Genomic DNA, 15,848 nt, shown 5'->3' with positions numbered 1-15,848 from the left:
TTCGCGGCCCGGCGCAAAAGCGGCGGCTGCGTCCCGTTCGGAGCAGACATCATGTGCGGCATCATCGGCGTCACCGGAACCGGCCCCGTCGTCTCTCGCCTGATCGACAGCTTGAAGCGGCTTGAGTACCGCGGCTACGACTCGGCTGGGATCGCCGTCCAGTCAGAGGGCCGCATCGAACGCCGCCGCGCCAAGGGCAAGATCCGCGAATTGGAGGCCGTGCTGGCCGCCGAGCCGGTCGCCGGAACCGTCGGCATCGGCCACACCCGCTGGGCCACCCATGGCGCGCCGACGACGACCAACGCCCACCCGCACAAGGCCGGGCGCGTCTGCCTGGTCCACAACGGCATCATCGAGAACTTCGCCGAGCTGAAGGCGGAGATGGAGGCTGAGGGCCGCGTCTTCGAAAGCCAGACCGACACCGAGGTCGTCGCCCATCTGCTGGACCACAAGCTGGCCGCCGGCATGGCGCCGCTGGACGCCTTCAAGGCGACGCTGGATCGTCTGACCGGCGCCTATGCCCTGGCCGTGCTGATCGAGGGCGAGGATGAGCTGATCCTGGGCGCGCGCCGGGGCAGTCCCCTGGTCGTCGGCTGGGGCGAGGGCGAGATGTACCTGGGCTCGGACGCCCTGGCCGTCGGCCCCTTCACCCAGAAAATCTCCTATCTGGAGGAAGGCGATTTCGTCGCCGTGACCCGCACCGGCGCGCGCATGTTCGACGCCTCGGGCCGCCCGGCCGACCGCGCCGTGGTCCAGGTCTCGGCCTCCTCGGCCCTGGTCGAGAAGGGCGAGTACCGCCACTTCATGGAAAAGGAGATCCACGAACAGCCCGACAGCGTCCAGCACACCCTGTCGGAATACCTGGACCTGGTCTCCGGCAAGGCCAAGGTTCAAGCCGTGGACTTCGCCGCTCTGAGCCGCATCCAGATCGTCGCCTGCGGCACGGCCTTCTACGCCGCCCAGATCGGCAGATACGCCTTTGAGAAATACGCCGGCCTGCCCTGCGACGTCGAGATCGCCTCAGAGTTCCGCTACCGCGACCCGGCCCTGTCGCCCGGCACGCTGGCCGTCGCCGTCAGCCAGTCGGGCGAGACCGCCGACACCCTGGCCGGCCTGAAATGGTGCAAGGCGCAGGGGCTGAAGACCGCCGCCGTCGTCAACGTCCACACCTCCTCGATGGCGCGCGAGGCAGAGATCCTGTGGCCCACCCATGCCGGCCCCGAGATCGGCGTCGCCTCGACCAAGGCTTTCACCGCCCAGGTCGCCGCCCTGCTGTCGCTGGCCGTGGCGGCGGGCGTCGCGCGCGGCCGGATCGACGCCGTTCAGGAAGCTGAACTGGTCAAGGCCCTGTTCGAGGCCCCGCGCCTGATCGCCGAGGCCCTGCAGATGGACGCGGGCATCCACGCCCTGACGCTCGACCTGGCTAAGGCGCGCGACGTGCTGTTCCTGGGCCGCGGCCCGATGTTCCCGTTGGCCATGGAAGGCGCGCTCAAGCTGAAGGAGATCAGCTATATCCACGCCGAGGGCTATGCCGCGGGCGAACTGAAACACGGCCCCATCGCCCTGATCGACGAGGCCACCCCGACCGTCGCCCTGGCCCCGCTGGACGACCTGTTCGAGAAGACCGCCTCCAACCTGCAGGAAGTCGCCGCGCGCGGCGGGCCGGTCATCATGATCACGCCCGAGACGGCGCCGGCCCTGCACGGGGCGGGCGTCCGCCGCGTCCACGCCCCCGACTGCCCGGCCCTGATCGCGCCTCTGGTCTACGCCGTGCCGATGCAGCTGCTCGCCTACTACACCGCCGTTCAGAAGGGCACCGACGTCGACCAGCCGCGCAACCTGGCCAAGTCGGTGACGGTGGAATAGGCGAACCCGATCGGTCCGGGGGCGTTTGGAAGCTTCACAAATTGCGCCTATGACAGGCGCCCCAAGGCTGATCAGGACCATCCATGACGACCTCCCCCGCCCGCCTTCGCAAGGCGGTCCTGCCCGTGGCCGGTCTCGGCACGCGGGTTCTGCCCGGCACCAAGACCACGCCGAAGGAGCTGCTGAACGTCGTCGACCGGCCGATCCTCTCCTACATCGTGGAAGAGGCGCGCGAGGCGGGGATCGAGCATATCGTCTTCGTCACCGGCCGCGCCAAACAAGCGATCGAGGACTATTTCGACCACCAGATCGAGCTCGAGGCTCAGCTGGCGGCCAAGGGCAAGACCGAGATCCTGGCGGCCATGAACGCCGAACTGGCCCAGGCCGGCGAAATGAGCTTCACCCGCCAGATGCAGCCCAAGGGTTTGGGCCACGCCGTCTGGTGCGCCCGCGACATCATCGGCCCCGAGCCCTTCGCCGTCATCCTGCCCGACGTCATCGTGGATTCGCAGCCCGGCGCCCTGAAGCAGCTGGCCAAGGTCTACGCCGAGGTCGGCGGCAACGTCATCGGCGTCGAGGCCGTGCCTGAGGCCGACACCCACAAATACGGCATCATCGATCCCTCGACCAACGACGGTCGCCGCTACGGCATGAAGGGCATGGTCGAAAAGCCAGCCCAGGGCACGGCGCCCTCGAACATGTCTATCTCGGGCCGCTACATCCTGCAGCCGGAGATCTTCGACCTGCTGGAGACGCAGGAGCGCGGCGCCGGTGGCGAGATCCAGCTGACGGACGCCATGGCGCGGCTGATGCAGTCGCAGACCTTCACCGCCTATGAGTATGAGGGCGTGACCCACGACTGCGGCGACAAGATCGGCCTGCTGCGCGCCAACGTCGCCCTGGCCCTGAAACGCCCCGACCTGGGCGACGCCGCCCGCGCCGCGATCGAAAGCCTGCTCTGAACTGGCCGCCTCTTGGGGGGCCGCTGCACGTTTTTGTGTAACGGAGCCGGTGGAACGGCCGATTTCTGATCGAGCGCGGGTGGCCCACGGGGCGTATCATCCGCGTCCAGTCGGGCGCCGACCCTGGCGGAAGGAGAACGCACGGCGAGCGGGCGATCAGGAGATGCGACATGCATACTATGATCCTCAGCGCCGCCGTGATGATCGCGAGCGCCGCGACCCTCGGTGCGCAAACCCCCAGTCAGGCCCAGCACCAGCCACAAAGCGCGGCTGACGACATCGTCATCGTATCCTACGCCGATCTGGACCTGAGCCGGCCCGAACAGGCCCGCGTTCTCGACCGCCGCCTGAATCTGGCGGCGCGACGTGTGTGCGACGACGCCCACTTGGTCATCAGCCACTATCGCGTGCGTCACCTGTGCGTTCGCGAGGCCCTGGCGGACGCCCGAGGCCAGATAGGGACCCGCATCGCGACAACGGCCCAGACCGCCTCGCGGAGCGCCTCCCTGACCGCCATCGTCAAGCGCGCCTCCTAGCCCTCAGCTGTCGCCGTCGGCCGCCACGCGCATTCATCCCGCTTTCGCCGCCTTGCGCCATGGGCTAGGCAGGACTGGTGAAGACAGGACAGACTGGGGTTCGACGAATGCGCGTAATCATCCTCGGCGGCGACGGCTTCTGCGGCTGGCCCACGGCTCTGCATCTGTCGGCGCGCGGCTGGGAGGTGTTGATCGTCGACAACCTCAGCCGCCGCAACATCGACAACGAGCTGGAGATCCGCTCGCTGACCCCGATCCGCACCATGGGCGAGCGCATCGCCGCGTGGAAACAGGTGTCAGGCCGCACCATCGACTTCGTCAATCTGACGGTCGGCAAGGAGTTCGACCGTCTGGTCGCTCTGATCAAGGACTGGGCGCCCGACAGCGTTGTCCATTTCGCCGAACAGCGCGCCGCGCCCTATTCGATGAAGTCGGCGCGGCACAAGCTCTACACCGTCGACAACAATCTGAACGCCACCAACCATCTGCTGGCCGCCATCGTCGAGAGCGGGCGGGACGTGCACCTGGCCCACCTGGGGACCATGGGGGTCTATGGCTACACCACGGCGGGCCTGCGCATCCCCGAGGGCTATCTGAAGGTGACGGTCGACACCGACCACGGCCCCACCGAGCAGGAAATCCTGTTCCCGCCGAACCCCGGCAGCATCTACCACATGACCAAGACGCAGGACGCCCTGCTGTTCCAGTTCTACGCCAAGAACGACGCCCTGCGGATCACCGACCTGCACCAGGGCATCGTCTGGGGGGCCCAGACCGAGGAAACGAAGCAGGACGAGCGCCTGATCAACCGCTTCGACTACGACGGCGACTACGGCACGGTGCTGAACCGCTTCCTGATGCAGGCGGCTGTCGGCTATCCGCTGACCGTGCACGGCTCGGGCGGCCAGACGCGGGCCTTCATCCACATCCAGGACACGGTGCGCTGCGTCGAACTGGCCCTGAAGAACCCGCCCCAGCGCGGCGAACGGGTCAAGATCCTCAACCAGATGACCGAGAGCCGCCGTGTCCGCGACCTGGCGCAGATGGTGGCGGACATGACCGGCGCTGAAGTCCACAACGTCGCCAATCCGCGCCAGGAGGCCGACGAGAACGAACTGGTCGTCGCCAATGATCAATTCCGCGAGCTCGGGCTGAAGCCCATCACCCTGGCCGAGGGGCTGATGGCCGACGTGACTGAGGTCGCCCGCCGCTACGCCGACCGGGCCGACCGGAGCAAGATCCCCTGCGTCACCGCCTGGAACGCCGGCCGCGCCGACGCCCTTCGCGCCGAGACTGAAGGCTCCGCCGCCTCGCCTGCCCGCGTCCTGTCCGCCTGAGAGACCAAAGCCCGATGACCACGTCCGCCGACGCCCCGTCTCTCCTGGTGTTCGGCGGCGGCTATCTGGGACAGGCGGCGGCGCGCGAGGCCCTGCGCCGCGGCGGCCGCGCCTCCGCCACCTCGCGCGATCCCGAAACCCGCCGGCTGCTGGCGGCGAAGGGAATCGCGCCGGTCGATCCGACTGACGCCAAGGCTCTGGGCGAGGCCCTGGCCGCCGCGCAGGCCGTGCTGATCACGACGCCGCCGGACGTCCACGGCTGCCCGGCCCTGCGCGCCCTGACGCCTCTGGCCGCTGACGCCTGGCCCGACTGGATCGGCTATGCCTCCTCCACCGCCGTCTATGGCGACCGGGCAGGCGGCTGGGTCTTCGAAGGCGATCCGCTGAACGCCGCCACCCTGGCGGGCGCACGACGCGCGCGGGTCGAGCGTGACTGGCTGGACGGCGCCCAGGGCATGGGGCTGACGCTGCAGGTCTTCCGCCTCCCCGGCTTCTACGGCCCTGGCCGCAGCGTCATCGATCGTCTGCGCGCCGGAAACGCCCGCCTGGTGAAGAAGCCCGGCCAGGTGTTCAACCGCATCCATGTCGACGACATCGTCTCCGGCCTGTTCGCCTCGATGGCCCGGCCCCGGCCGGGCGGCGTCTACAACCTGACCGACGACGAGCCGACCTCCGCCGACGTCGTCACCGCCTGGGCCGCCGAACGCCTGGGCCTGCCGCGCCCGCCCGAAGTCGACTGGACCGATCCCGAAGTCAGCGAGGCCATGCGCCGCTTCTACCTGGACTCCAAGCGCGTCTCCAACGCCCGCGCCAAGGCCGAACTGGGCTGGCGTCCGCGATACCCGTCCTACCGCGAGGGGCTTGAGGCGATCCTCGCCGAGAAGGCCCCCTGACATGCGAAAGGCGCGCCGACCGAAATCGACGCGCCTTCTTTTCGCTCAAGCCGCGAGGGTCCGCGACCCGAGCATAGCGGACTTAGAAAGGCAGAATGTTGCGCTGGCGGCTGTAGCTCATGGTGCCGACATTGGCGCCCAGGCGCACGCCGACGCCGGTGCGGATCGGGGCTAGGACGATGCCGTCGGCGCGCTGATAGTTCACGCCCAGGCCGGCCACCAGATAGGCTGAGCCCTCGACGCCCGGATAGCGGCGATAGAGCATGTCGGGGTGATAGAGGCCGTAGACCAGGGTGAAGACCCGGCTGGCGTTGCCGCCCCAGTCCCAGCCGATCGAGGCGCCCTGCCAGTACACTTCCTGCGACGCCGACAGATCCTTCATGTGCAGGGCCCCGCGGCCATAGCGCAGGCCGGCCACGACAGCGCCCGCCCCTTCCTCGCCCGCGATATAGGCGGTCGGGCGGTCGCCCTGTTCGGCGAAGATGCGCTCGATGGCGCCGCCCATGGCCTCGGCGGCGATGCCCAGCTCGCGCGAACCGGCGGCGACCAGTTCGTCAAAGGTATACGCCTGAGCGTTCTGGTCCGAGGCGATCGGATAGTTGGGATCGGCCGGCGGGCGGCTGGCGCAGGCGCCGAGGCCGGCGGGCAGGGCGCCGGCGGCGGCGAGGCCGAGGCTGGTGCGGATCAGTTGGCGGCGGTGCATGGTCGAGGCTCCCGGCTAAGGACGGTCCGCCCGTCGTCGCGGGCTTGGCCTACCGTCCGTGCCTTTTAAGGCAGCCTTGGGGCTTTAAGGTTAACCGAAGATTGCTTGGCCGCAGAAGTTCCGGCGGCCCGGGCTCCAGCCCGCCGGATTCATCTGCATTCAGGCCCGCAGCGTTCCGCCGGCCTTGGCGGCCGCCGCCTTGACCTTAGCCATCAGGGCCTCGATCTCGGCCTCGGCCAGGGTGGCGGCGCGAGGCTGGATTTCGACCTCAATGGCGACCGACTTCTGGCCTTCCGGCACGCCCTGGCCGCGATAGACGTCGAAGACCCGGACGTCGACGATCAGCGCCTTGTCGGCGCCCGCTACGGCGCGGGTCAGGTCGCCCACGGCCTTGGCCTCGTCCATCAGGAAGGCGAAGTCGCGGGTCAGGGGCATCAGGTTCGGCAGGTCCGCCGCGCCGCGCGCCTTGCCCGACTTGCCGCGCGGTTCGGGCACGGAATCCAGCACGATCTCGAATGCCAGCATGGGTCCGTCGGCGTCCAGCGCCTTCAGCACGCGCGGGTGCAGGGCGCCGAACTCGACGATGACGTTCTTGGGGCCCAGTTGCAGCCGGGCCGAACGGCCGGGGTGCCACCAGTCGCGGTTCGAGCCCTGGGCCAGTTGCAGGGAGGCGACCGGGGCGCCGATCTCTTCCAGCACGGCCAGCAGGTCGCCCTTCAGCGCGAACAGGGGGTCCTCCCCCGTCCCGCCCCAGTGACGGTCGGCGTGCGGCGCGATAAGGCCGGCGATGACGGTGCGCTGGCCGGTCGGCTGGTCGTCCAGATAGATGGGGCCGATCTCGAACAGGGCGACGTCGGCGTGGCCGCGCGCGGCGTTGCGCGCCGCCGCCTGGATCAGGTTCGGCAGGGCCGAGGGCCGCATGCAGTCCAGATCGGCCGCGATGGGGTTCTCCAGCACCAGACGCTCGTCCCCGCCGCCGAACAGGACCGCGATCGACTGCTTGGTGAAGGACCAGGTGACGGCCTCGGCATAGCCCAGGGCCGCCAGGGCGCGACGGGCCGTGCGCGCGCGCGCCTGACGCGGGCTGAGCACCCCGCCTGGCGCCGGTGCGATGGGCGGCAGGGGCGCATCCGGCAGCGCGGCGTAGCCCTCAATGCGGGCGACCTCCTCGACCAGATCGGCCGGGCCTTCGATGTCGCGGCGCCAGGACGGCGGCGTCACCGACCAGGGCGAGCCGCGCATGACGGTGAAGCCCAGGGCGAACAGGATCTCGAAGATCCGGTCGTCGCTCAGCTCCATGCCCGACAGTCGCTTCACATAGGCCGGGTCGAAGGCGAAGGCGGCGGGTGCGGCCGGCGCGGCGCCCGCTGCCGTGACCGTCGACGGCTCGCCGCCGCACAGGTCGAGGATCAGCTGCGTCGCCAGCTCCAGCCCCGGCACGACCGAGGCCGTGTCCACGCCGCGCGCAAAGCGATACTGCGCGTCCGAGTTGATCCCCAGCGAGCGACCCGTCTGGGCCGTGGCGATGGGATCGAACCAGGCGCTTTCGACGAAGACGTCGACCGTCTCGTCCGAACAGCCGGTGGAGACGCCGCCCATGACGCCGCCCAGGCCGATGGCGCGCTGGCCCCCGGCGTCGGCGATAACGCAGTCGGCAGCGCCCGGCGCATAGGTCTTGCCGTCCAGCGCCTCGATCTGATCGGCCTCGCCGCGACCGGCGCGCACGACGATCCCGTCGCCCGACAGGCTGGCCAGGTCATAGACGTGCAGCGGCCGCGCGCGGTCGTAGGAAATCAGGTTGGTGATGTCGACGAGGCGATTGATCGGACGCAGGCCGATGGCCGTCAGCCGCTGCTGCAGCCACTCCGGCGACGGGCCGTTGCGGACGCCGCGGATCACGCGACCGGCGAAGACCGGGCACAGTTCGGGCGCCTCCAGCGTCACCGAGACGGGGCTGTCGAAAGCCCCGGCGACCGGCACGATCTCCGGCGTCGTCAGCTTGCCGAGCCCGGCGGCGGCCAGGTCGCGGGCGATGCCGGCCACGCCCAGCCAGTCGGGACGGTTCGGCGTCACCTCGAAGTCGACGACCGGCTCGGCGCCGAAGACGCCCGCCGCCGGGGTCCCGACCTGCAGTTCGTCGGACAGCTCCAGGATGCCGTCGCTGTCGTCGGGCAGCTCCAGCTCGGCGCCCGAGCACAGCATGCCGTTGGACACCACGCCGCGCACCGGCTTCTCGATCAGGGTCACGCCAAGGCCCGGCACATAGGCGCCGATGGGAGCGTAGATGGTCGTCAGCCCTGCGCGCGCGTTCGGAGCGCCGCAGACGATCTCTTTCAGCCCGTCCACGGTCTCGACCTGGCAGACCTGCAGGCGGTCGGCGTTGGGGTGACGTTCGGCCGACACGATCTTGGCGACCGTGAAAGGTGCCACGGCGGCGATGGGGTCGTGGACGTCCTCGACTTCCAGCCCGGCCATGGTCATGGCCTCAGCGACCTGATCGACCTCGGCCTCCGTGTCGAGGTGGGCCTTCAGCCAGGAAAGCGTGAACTTCATTGCGCCGGTCCCGGCTGGGAGAGAACCGCCACCATGTTGTCAATGAACTCCGACGGGCCGGTGAAGCCGACGCCCAGGAAGTTGCAGTTGATGAACTGGCAGTTCTTGAACGGGATCGGCCCGGTGACGCGCTGCGGCCCCAGCGGCGTCAGCATCAGGTTGCGCGGATCGCCCTTGGCGTCGCCCATGTTGCAGCCATCGAAGTTGCAGCCTTCCAGCGGCAGCAGGACAGCCGGCCCTTCCATCAGACAGTTCTCGAAGCGGCGGTTCTCGATGACGGGCAGGCCGGCGCGCGCCGTCTCCATGAACAGCTGGGGCAGCCACACGTTCTTGCCGACATAGGTGGGGCCGGGGCCGAGCGCTTCGAGGGTGATGGTGGTGTCAGTCATTGGAGTGATCTTTCAAAAACCAGAAGGGAAGCCGGCGGCGCCGCTCCCGGCGCCTGCAGACCTCATCCCTTCGTTTGCGCCTGAGTTCTCGCCTCGGCGCGCGCGCTCAACAGGCCCTGCTCCATGTCGTCCAGCGCCTCCTTGGCCCCGGTAAAGGCCACCTGCACGAAGCGGCAGCGCACGAAACGGCAGTTGGACATACCGATCGCCCCGGCGATCATCTCGCCGCGTGGGTCCAGCAGCAGGGTGCGCGGGTCTTCGGCCACGCCCATATTGCAGCCGTCAAAGCTGGTGCCGTTCATGATCGCCATGACCGCCGGGCCTTCGATCAGGCATTCAGTGAAGGTCTTGCCGTCGATGAAGACCTGTCCGGCGTTCATGTGATGCACGGCCAGAGACGGCAGCCAGACGGCTTCCTTCTCAAACTCGGTGCGGGCGACGATCTCGCGGCCCAGCTTTTCTTCGGGCGACATCGTGGTCTGGTCGGTCATTGGCGTGTTCCAGTTCAGCTGAGGCCCGACGCCGGGTTCGGCGCGGCGAAGGCGGAGAAGCCGTAGTGCGCCAGCCAGCGCGTGTCGGCCTCGAACATGGGGCGCAGATCCGGCACCCCGTATTTCAGCATGGCCAGGCGGTCGACGCCCATGCCGAAGGCGAAGCCCTGATACTCATCCGGGTCGATGCCGCAGTTGCGCAGCACGTTCGGGTGCACCATCCCGCAGCCCAGAATCTCCAGCCAGTCCTCGCCCTCGTTCAGGGTCAGCTTGCCGCCGGAACGGTCGCAGCGGATGTCCATCTCGGCCGACGGCTCGGTGAAGGGGAAGTGGTGCGGGCGGAAGCGGGCGTGCACGTCGTCCAGCTCGAAGAAGCGGGCGATGAAGGTCTCCAGCGTCGTCTTCAGGTGGCCCATGTGGATGTCGCGATCGATCACCAGACCCTCGATCTGGTGGAACATCGGCGTGTGGGTCGCGTCCGAATCCTTACGGAAGGTGCGGCCCGGCGCGATGATGCGGATCGGCGGCGTCTGCGACATCATGGTGCGGACCTGCACCGGGCTGGTGTGGGTGCGCAGCACCTTGCGCTCGCCCGTTTCCGGGTCAGGCTTCAGGAAGAAGGTGTCGTGCATCTCCCGCGCCGGATGCTTGGGCGGGAAGTTCAGGGCCGTGAAGTTGTGGAAGTCGTCCTCGATGTCCGGCCCCTCGGCGACCGAGAAGCCCATGTCGGCGAAAACGGCGACCATCTCGTCCATGACCTGCATGGTCGGATGCACCCCGCCCTTGCGCCGCGGACGGCTGGGCAGGGTCAGGTCGACGCGTTCGGCCAGCAGGCGGGCGTCCAGTTCGGCGGCCTCCAGCTCGGCCTTGCGGGCCGTCAGGGCCGACGACACCCGGTCGCGCAGGCCGTTGATGACGGGGCCGCGCTCGCGGCGCTCATCCGGGCTCAGCGCCCCCATGCCTTTCAGCAGGCCCGAGATCGAGCCGGACTTGCCGAGGGCGGCGACGCGGATGTCCTCCAGACCCGCCACGCTCTCGGCCGAGCCGATGGCGTTGATGAGGTCCAGTTCCAGTTGAGCGAGATCGGTCATGCAGGTCGTCTAGCCGTTAGGATCGAAAGCAAAAAGCCCCCCGGCGCGAACCGGAGGGCTTTTGCTTCATCCCGTGTGGGAGAAAGGCTTAAGCGAGGGCCGCGCGAACCTTGTCGGCGATGCCCTTGAAGCCGGCTTCATCGGCGGCGATGGCGGCCAGAACCTTGCGGTCCAGCTCGATGCCCGCCTTGTTCAGGCCGTGCATGAATTGCGAGTAGGTGAAGCCTTCGGTGCGGGCCGCGGCGTTGATGCGCTGGATCCACAGGGCGCGGAACGAGCGCTTCTTGTTGCGACGGTCGCGGTAGGCGTACTGACCGGCGCGATCCACCGCGGCCTTGGCGGCGCGGATGGTGTTCTTGCGGCGGCCGTAGAAGCCCTTGGCCTGCTTCAGGACCTTCTTGTGCTTGGCGTGGGCGGTGACGCCCCGGGTGACGCGAGCCATTGTAAATTTCCCTTCGGGAAGTCCCTATGCTCGGCCCGCGGGGCCGTGCTGATTGAGGGACTTAGTTCAAATTCTATGCGGTTGAGAGATCGTGTCTGCGCGCGCCGATCAGGCGTACGGCATGTAGGACTTGATCTTCTTGGCGTCGGCGTCGGCCATGACCGAAGTGCCGCGATTCTGGCGGATGTACTTCGAGTTGTGGCTGATCAGGCGGTGGCGCTTGCCGGCCACGCCAGCTTTGACCTTGCCCGTCGCGGTGAATTTGAAGCGCTTCTTGGCGCCCGACTTCGTCTTCAGCTTCGGCATTTTCACTCTCTGTCTTTTAGAGGGCTACCGCTCTTCGAGCTGCTTGAGCCCGATCAGCGCTAACCTGATTTAAGACCGCCCAGGCATGCCTGTTCGCCCGGCGATCCGGTACGCGAAGGCGCGGCTTCTACGCCAAACGGCGGCGCGAGGCAAGAAGAGTCCGCGCCGGACTGATCACGCCTGAGCCGTGCGGCGACGCACCGCGCGCCCGGCGTTGAGCGCCATGGCCGCCGCCGGAAGGGTCAGAACGGCGCCGACCAGGAAGGGCCAGTCCGGCCCGACCGCTGAATACAGGATCCCGGCGACGATGGGTCCGACGATCCGGGCCATCGAGCCCGCCGCCATGTTCAGCCCCAACATGGCGCCTTGCCGGTCCGGCGGCGACGAGCGGCTGATCAGCGCCGAGATGTTGGGCATGGCCAGCGACATGCCGCAGGCGCCGATCCCCATGACGATGGGAATGATCCAGCCGGCCGAGACGGGGATGGCGAACAGACCCAGGTCGATCCGCCCTGCAGGGAACCAGGCAGGGGGAGCCGCGACCTGAAGGATCAGGGACAGGCCGAACAACAGCATCCCCGCCGCCAGCACCCGCGCCTCGCCGAAGCGCCGCGCCAACCGCCCGGCAACCAGTCCCTGGTTCACCGCCGAGATCAGACCCACGATCATGAAGCTGAGGCCCACCTCGCGCGCCGTCCAGGCATAGCGCTGCTCCGCCCACAGGCCGAAGGCCGCCTCCATCGCCGAGAAGCCCGCCAGATAGATCAGACTGACCATCAGCACGCGCGAGATCACCTCGTCGCTGCGGGCGAAGCTGACGCCCGACAGGAAGGCCGGACGCGGCGCCGCCGGATCCGCCCGCGAGCGGCTCTCGCGCAGGAAGAACATCACGCCCAGCGCCGCCAGCACGGCTGCGCCCGAGGCGGCGAAGATCGGCAGTTGATAGCCGACATGTCCCATCTGCGGCTGGACCAGCAGCCCGCCCAGGCCCGGCCCGACGATGAAGCCCAGACCAAAGGCGGCGCCGATCATCCCCATGCGGCCGGCCCGGCGCTCCGGCGGGGTGACGTCGGCGATATAACCCTGGACTGTCGAGATATTGCCCGCGCCTAGTCCAGTGAACAGCCGCACCAGGATCGCCGCCCAGATGGTCGGCGCAAACGCCAGCAACAGATAGCCCAGGGCGTTGGCGGCCAGGGTGACCAGCAGCACCGGTTTGCGTCCGATGCGGTCCGACAGCCGCCCCCAGAAGGGCTCGGCGAAGAACTGGCCCAGGGAGTAGGCCGAAAACATCAGGGTGATCTGCCAAGGCTCGGCCTGCAGGCTCTGCGCGAAGAACGGCAGCAGCGGCACCACCAACCCGAACCCGACCAGATTGATGAAGACCACCGCGAACAGAACCGCCAGGGTCGGCGCCTGCGCCTTGGGAGACAGGGAAACGGACATGGTCCCGCCTTAGACCATTTTCGGCGCGGTCGGAATCCAACCGCCGCTAGAACGGCGCCCGAGTTTCATCCGCAGCTGACGCCGGACATTCTCGGAGCGCCCTCTGGCGCCGCCCTGCATCAATCAACCGGGTTGTGGGCTGTGAGAAACCGCACGGTCTCGCGCAGCATCCTCTGGCGCGTCTCCGGCCGGGAAAGCCAGTGATCCTCGCTTTCCAGCTCGACCAGCTCCACCCGCTTGCCCGCGCGGCGCATGGCGTCGGCCATGACGCGGCTCTGCTCGATATTGACCACCGTGTCCTGCTTGCCGTGGATCAGCAACAGCGGGCCTTCGACCTGATCCGCCAGCATGGCGGGAGACAGGGCGTCCAGCGCCCGATCATTCAGCTTTTCGGCGCCCATGAAGCGGTTCCAGTAGCGCACGGCGTGGCTGTTCCGCTCCTGACGGTTCGCCACGCGGTTGACCATTCGCCTCAGGTCGGAAACGCCGTTGACGGACACCGCACAGCGATACGGCTCCTTATCAATCGTCAGTCCCGCCATCGCCGCATAGCCGCCATAGCTGCCGCCGACGATACAGACTCGCGCAGGATCTATGACGCCCTCCGCCGCCAGCCAGCGCACGCCGTCCGACAGGTCCGTCTGCATCTTGCGCCCCCATTCGCCGTAACCCGCCTCCATGAAGGCGCGCCCATATCCCGAAGAGCCCCGGAAGTTGGGCTGCAGAACAGCATAGCCTCTGGATGCGAGAGCCTGGGCCCAGTAGTCGAACCCGGCGACGTCGCGCGCCGCCGGCCCCCCGTGCGCCAGAACGATCAGGGGCAGGTTCGCCGGCGTGTCCACGCCCGGCGGCAGGGTCAGATAGCCGGGAATCTCCATCCCGTCCGCCGCTGTATAGCTGATCGGCCGCACAGCCCCGACCTGCTCGGCCAGGATGGTCGGATAGGCCTCGGCCACGATGTTGGCCTCGCCCGCATCAAAGTCGACGAGCTGATAGACCCCTGACTCGCCCGTATCGATGAAGACCACGACCTGATTCAGCGCATCGGTCCAGGACATGAGTTGCGGAGCCTTGCCGGGGAAAGCCCGCGCAATCGCCTGCCACCGACGCCCCGCCGCAGCGTCCAGGAATTCGTAGCCGACGCCGTCTTCATCCTGGTAACTCCCGCCGATCAACAGACCGGTGCGGGGATGGTGGATCAGCCGGGTCGGATGCCGCTCAAACGGAAGACGGCCCCAGTCGCCGCTCGCTACATCGACCTCGAACAGCACATGGCCGGTCTCGGATTCGGCGGTGTCGGAAAGGTCGGGCCGCCTGGCGCTGACGACGACCGTATTGGCGCTGCGCCCCATGCCGACCAGATTCGGCGTATCCAGCGCCGCATCGACCGCCCACGCCTGCCGCAGGCGCCATCCTTCACGCAGATGCAGCGACCAACGGCCTTGGCGTTCTACATAGCGGGACTCGGCGATCACCTCGCCCTCGGCGTTCAGGACATAATCTTCCGTATCGCGGTCCATGGAAGAAACCGACCGGCCGTGACCGCTGCTCAGATTGATTTTGTGAAGGTCGATCTGGCCTGTGAGGACATTGACGCCTCGCGCAAAGACAGCGTCGCCCTGCGACGTCCGGCGAACGGCCGCGCCGCCATAGAGGGCCGCCAGAACATCCGGGGTCGCGCGGAGCACCTGGACGATGTCCTTGGCCTTCAACTCCAGCATCATGCCAAAGAACAGTTCTGAGCGCGGCACCCCAAGAAGCGGCAGGCTGTGGGTCTGCGAGGTGATGATCAGAATCCGCTCTTCCCCGATCCAGCGCAGGTCCCGGACCTTGGCCTCTCCGATCGAGGCGGCGAAGACGCTTTCGCCGGTGGATAGGCGGCTGACCGCCAGGGCGCGCTTCTCGCCGACCACCATGACCCGGGCGATCAGGTCGCCGCTGGGCGAAAGCTCCACATGGTCAACAGCCGGTGCGGCGCCATAGGCGTCAAGCGCGGGAGCTTCGGCCGCGACACGCTCCACCAACATCGACATGGCCAGAACCAAGGCCAGCACGATCGCCCCTGCCCTCAAGCCTCCCATCCCGCCCCTCCCCTCGGCGCCCTTGAACCGCTCCTAACCTGACAGCGTTCGCCAAGTACGCAAGGCATCAAAAAACCCCGACCTTTCGGTCGGGGTTTCTGAAACGCGAAGTCAGCGATGCGAGATCAGCGCGGCGCCAGGATCATGATCATCTGGCGGCCTTCCATCTTAGGCGCGAACTCCACCTTGGCCTCTTCCTCGAAATCGGCCTGGACCTTGTGCATCAGCTTCATGCCGAGTTCCGGGTGGGCCATTTCGCGGCCGCGGAAGCGGATGGTCACCTTGACCTTGTCGCCGTCGTCGAAGAAGCGATGCATGGCCTTGGCCTTCACATCGTAGTCGTGGCTGTCGATGTTCGGGCGGAGCTTGATTTCCTTCAGCTCGACGACCTTCTGACGCTTGCGCGCCTCAGCCTTCTTTTTCTGTTCCTGGAAACGATGCTTGCCGTAGTCCAGAATCTTGCACACCGGCGTTTCGGCGTTGGCGACGATCTGAACCAGGTCCAGGCCCGCCTCTTCGGCGGCCTCCAGCGCGGCGGACAGCGGCATGACGCCCTGTTTTTCCCCATTCTGGTCGATGAGCAGAACGCGGGCGGCGCGGATATCCTGGTTGATGGGCGGCCCGTCCTTTACGGGCGGCGCTTGCATGGGACGGCGAATGGGCGTCGTTTCCTTATGTGATCAGAAGATAGGCGAAATGAGCGGACGAAGGCGGACGACGCCAGGCGCCATTCCCTTCGAGCGGCGCGAATA

15 protein-coding genes are annotated in these 15,848 nt (G+C 67.8%); 5 read left to right on the top strand and 10 right to left on the bottom strand.

Annotation, left to right across the window (positions count from 1 at the left end):
• Positions 1 to 51: 51 nt before the first annotated feature.
• The 5 genes from glmS to H9656_RS13125 all read left to right on the top strand — a co-directional run bounded on the left by glmS (position 52) and on the right by H9656_RS13125 (position 5,594).
• The gene (gene glmS / locus H9656_RS13145) at positions 52 to 1,866 is read left to right on the top strand and encodes a glutamine--fructose-6-phosphate transaminase (isomerizing) (protein ID WP_191744701.1); all 1,815 of its coding nucleotides are present in this window, start codon (positions 52 to 54) and stop codon (positions 1,864 to 1,866) included.
• 83 nt (positions 1,867 to 1,949) lie between these two features.
• Positions 1,950 to 2,828 carry a UTP--glucose-1-phosphate uridylyltransferase GalU gene (gene galU / locus H9656_RS13140; protein ID WP_191744700.1) on the top strand — a complete coding sequence of 293 codons (879 nt, stop codon included), beginning with the start codon at positions 1,950 to 1,952 and terminating at the stop codon, positions 2,826 to 2,828.
• A gap of 170 nt (positions 2,829 to 2,998) precedes the next feature.
• Positions 2,999 to 3,364, top strand: a complete 366-nt coding sequence (locus H9656_RS13135; RefSeq protein ID WP_191744699.1) for a UrcA family protein — start codon at positions 2,999 to 3,001, stop codon at positions 3,362 to 3,364.
• Positions 3,365 to 3,471: 107 nt separating this feature from the next.
• Positions 3,472 to 4,701: an NAD-dependent epimerase/dehydratase family protein gene (locus tag H9656_RS13130; protein ID WP_191744698.1), complete on the top strand. Its 1,230-nt coding sequence runs from the start codon at positions 3,472 to 3,474 to the stop codon at positions 4,699 to 4,701.
• A gap of 14 nt (positions 4,702 to 4,715) precedes the next feature.
• Positions 4,716 to 5,594 carry a Rossmann-fold NAD(P)-binding domain-containing protein gene (locus tag H9656_RS13125; protein ID WP_191744697.1) on the top strand — a complete coding sequence of 293 codons (879 nt, stop codon included), beginning with the start codon at positions 4,716 to 4,718 and terminating at the stop codon, positions 5,592 to 5,594.
• 82 nt (positions 5,595 to 5,676) lie between these two features.
• On the opposite strand, the gene H9656_RS13120 is transcribed toward H9656_RS13125, so the two are convergent.
• From H9656_RS13120 to infC, 10 genes are all read right to left on the bottom strand, one after another.
• Positions 5,677 to 6,297 carry a DUF1134 domain-containing protein gene (locus H9656_RS13120; protein WP_191744696.1) on the bottom strand — a complete coding sequence of 207 codons (621 nt, stop codon included), beginning with the start codon at positions 6,295 to 6,297 and terminating at the stop codon, positions 5,677 to 5,679.
• Between the two features lie 159 nt (positions 6,298 to 6,456).
• Positions 6,457 to 8,850 carry a phenylalanine--tRNA ligase subunit beta gene (pheT, locus tag H9656_RS13115; RefSeq protein ID WP_191744695.1) on the bottom strand — a complete coding sequence of 798 codons (2,394 nt, stop codon included), beginning with the start codon at positions 8,848 to 8,850 and terminating at the stop codon, positions 6,457 to 6,459.
• Positions 8,847 to 9,239: a pentapeptide repeat-containing protein gene (locus H9656_RS13110; RefSeq protein ID WP_024355059.1), complete on the bottom strand. Its 393-nt coding sequence runs from the start codon at positions 9,237 to 9,239 to the stop codon at positions 8,847 to 8,849. The genes pheT and H9656_RS13110 overlap by 4 nt, the downstream gene beginning before the upstream one ends.
• Before the next feature lie 62 nt (positions 9,240 to 9,301).
• Positions 9,302 to 9,730, bottom strand: a complete 429-nt coding sequence (locus H9656_RS13105) for a hypothetical protein (protein WP_024355060.1) — start codon at positions 9,728 to 9,730, stop codon at positions 9,302 to 9,304.
• 14 nt (positions 9,731 to 9,744) lie between these two features.
• The gene (gene pheS, locus H9656_RS13100) at positions 9,745 to 10,821 is read right to left on the bottom strand and encodes a phenylalanine--tRNA ligase subunit alpha (RefSeq protein ID WP_003168751.1); all 1,077 of its coding nucleotides are present in this window, start codon (positions 10,819 to 10,821) and stop codon (positions 9,745 to 9,747) included.
• 88 nt (positions 10,822 to 10,909) lie between these two features.
• The gene (gene rplT, locus H9656_RS13095; RefSeq protein ID WP_191744694.1) at positions 10,910 to 11,263 is read right to left on the bottom strand and encodes a 50S ribosomal protein L20; all 354 of its coding nucleotides are present in this window, start codon (positions 11,261 to 11,263) and stop codon (positions 10,910 to 10,912) included.
• A 108-nt stretch (positions 11,264 to 11,371) separates the two neighbouring features.
• Entirely contained in the window at positions 11,372 to 11,569 is a 198-nt protein-coding gene (rpmI, locus tag H9656_RS13090) for a 50S ribosomal protein L35 (RefSeq protein WP_003166435.1), read from the bottom strand.
• Between the two features lie 174 nt (positions 11,570 to 11,743).
• Positions 11,744 to 13,015 carry an MFS transporter gene (locus H9656_RS13085; RefSeq protein WP_191744693.1) on the bottom strand — a complete coding sequence of 424 codons (1,272 nt, stop codon included), beginning with the start codon at positions 13,013 to 13,015 and terminating at the stop codon, positions 11,744 to 11,746.
• A 119-nt stretch (positions 13,016 to 13,134) separates the two neighbouring features.
• Positions 13,135 to 15,096: an alpha/beta hydrolase family protein gene (locus H9656_RS13080; RefSeq protein ID WP_225212513.1), complete on the bottom strand. Its 1,962-nt coding sequence runs from the start codon at positions 15,094 to 15,096 to the stop codon at positions 13,135 to 13,137.
• A gap of 125 nt (positions 15,097 to 15,221) precedes the next feature.
• Entirely contained in the window at positions 15,222 to 15,743 is a 522-nt protein-coding gene (gene infC / locus H9656_RS13075) for a translation initiation factor IF-3 (protein WP_024355064.1), read from the bottom strand.
• Positions 15,744 to 15,848 lie beyond the last annotated feature (105 nt).

It is taken from the genome of Brevundimonas guildfordensis, from assembly GCF_014836405.1.
Classification (GTDB): domain Bacteria; phylum Pseudomonadota; class Alphaproteobacteria; order Caulobacterales; family Caulobacteraceae; genus Brevundimonas; species Brevundimonas guildfordensis.
Note: the sequence above shows the minus strand (reverse complement) of the source record. Positions and strands in the feature narration are given on the sequence as shown.

What these genes read in the sequence shown, in the direction of transcription:
- glmS (WP_191744701.1), top strand. Translation starts at nt 52, where the DNA reads ATGTGCGGCATCATCGGCGTCACCGGAACCGGCCCCGTCGTCTCTCGC.
- galU (WP_191744700.1), top strand. Translation starts at nt 1,950, where the DNA reads ATGACGACCTCCCCCGCCCGCCTTCGCAAGGCGGTCCTGCCCGTGGCC.
- H9656_RS13135 (WP_191744699.1), top strand. Translation starts at nt 2,999, where the DNA reads ATGCATACTATGATCCTCAGCGCCGCCGTGATGATCGCGAGCGCCGCG.
- H9656_RS13130 (WP_191744698.1), top strand. Translation starts at nt 3,472, where the DNA reads ATGCGCGTAATCATCCTCGGCGGCGACGGCTTCTGCGGCTGGCCCACG.
- H9656_RS13125 (WP_191744697.1), top strand. Translation starts at nt 4,716, where the DNA reads ATGACCACGTCCGCCGACGCCCCGTCTCTCCTGGTGTTCGGCGGCGGC.
- H9656_RS13120 (WP_191744696.1), bottom strand. Translation starts at nt 6,297, where the DNA reads ATGCACCGCCGCCAACTGATCCGCACCAGCCTCGGCCTCGCCGCCGCC.
- pheT (WP_191744695.1), bottom strand. Translation starts at nt 8,850, where the DNA reads ATGAAGTTCACGCTTTCCTGGCTGAAGGCCCACCTCGACACGGAGGCC.
- H9656_RS13110 (WP_024355059.1), bottom strand. Translation starts at nt 9,239, where the DNA reads ATGACTGACACCACCATCACCCTCGAAGCGCTCGGCCCCGGCCCCACC.
- H9656_RS13105 (WP_024355060.1), bottom strand. Translation starts at nt 9,730, where the DNA reads ATGACCGACCAGACCACGATGTCGCCCGAAGAAAAGCTGGGCCGCGAG.
- pheS (WP_003168751.1), bottom strand. Translation starts at nt 10,821, where the DNA reads ATGACCGATCTCGCTCAACTGGAACTGGACCTCATCAACGCCATCGGC.
- rplT (WP_191744694.1), bottom strand. Translation starts at nt 11,263, where the DNA reads ATGGCTCGCGTCACCCGGGGCGTCACCGCCCACGCCAAGCACAAGAAG.
- rpmI (WP_003166435.1), bottom strand. Translation starts at nt 11,569, where the DNA reads ATGCCGAAGCTGAAGACGAAGTCGGGCGCCAAGAAGCGCTTCAAATTC.
- H9656_RS13085 (WP_191744693.1), bottom strand. Translation starts at nt 13,015, where the DNA reads ATGTCCGTTTCCCTGTCTCCCAAGGCGCAGGCGCCGACCCTGGCGGTT.
- H9656_RS13080 (WP_225212513.1), bottom strand. Translation starts at nt 15,096, where the DNA reads ATGGGAGGCTTGAGGGCAGGGGCGATCGTGCTGGCCTTGGTTCTGGCC.
- infC (WP_024355064.1), bottom strand. Translation starts at nt 15,743, where the DNA reads ATGCAAGCGCCGCCCGTAAAGGACGGGCCGCCCATCAACCAGGATATC.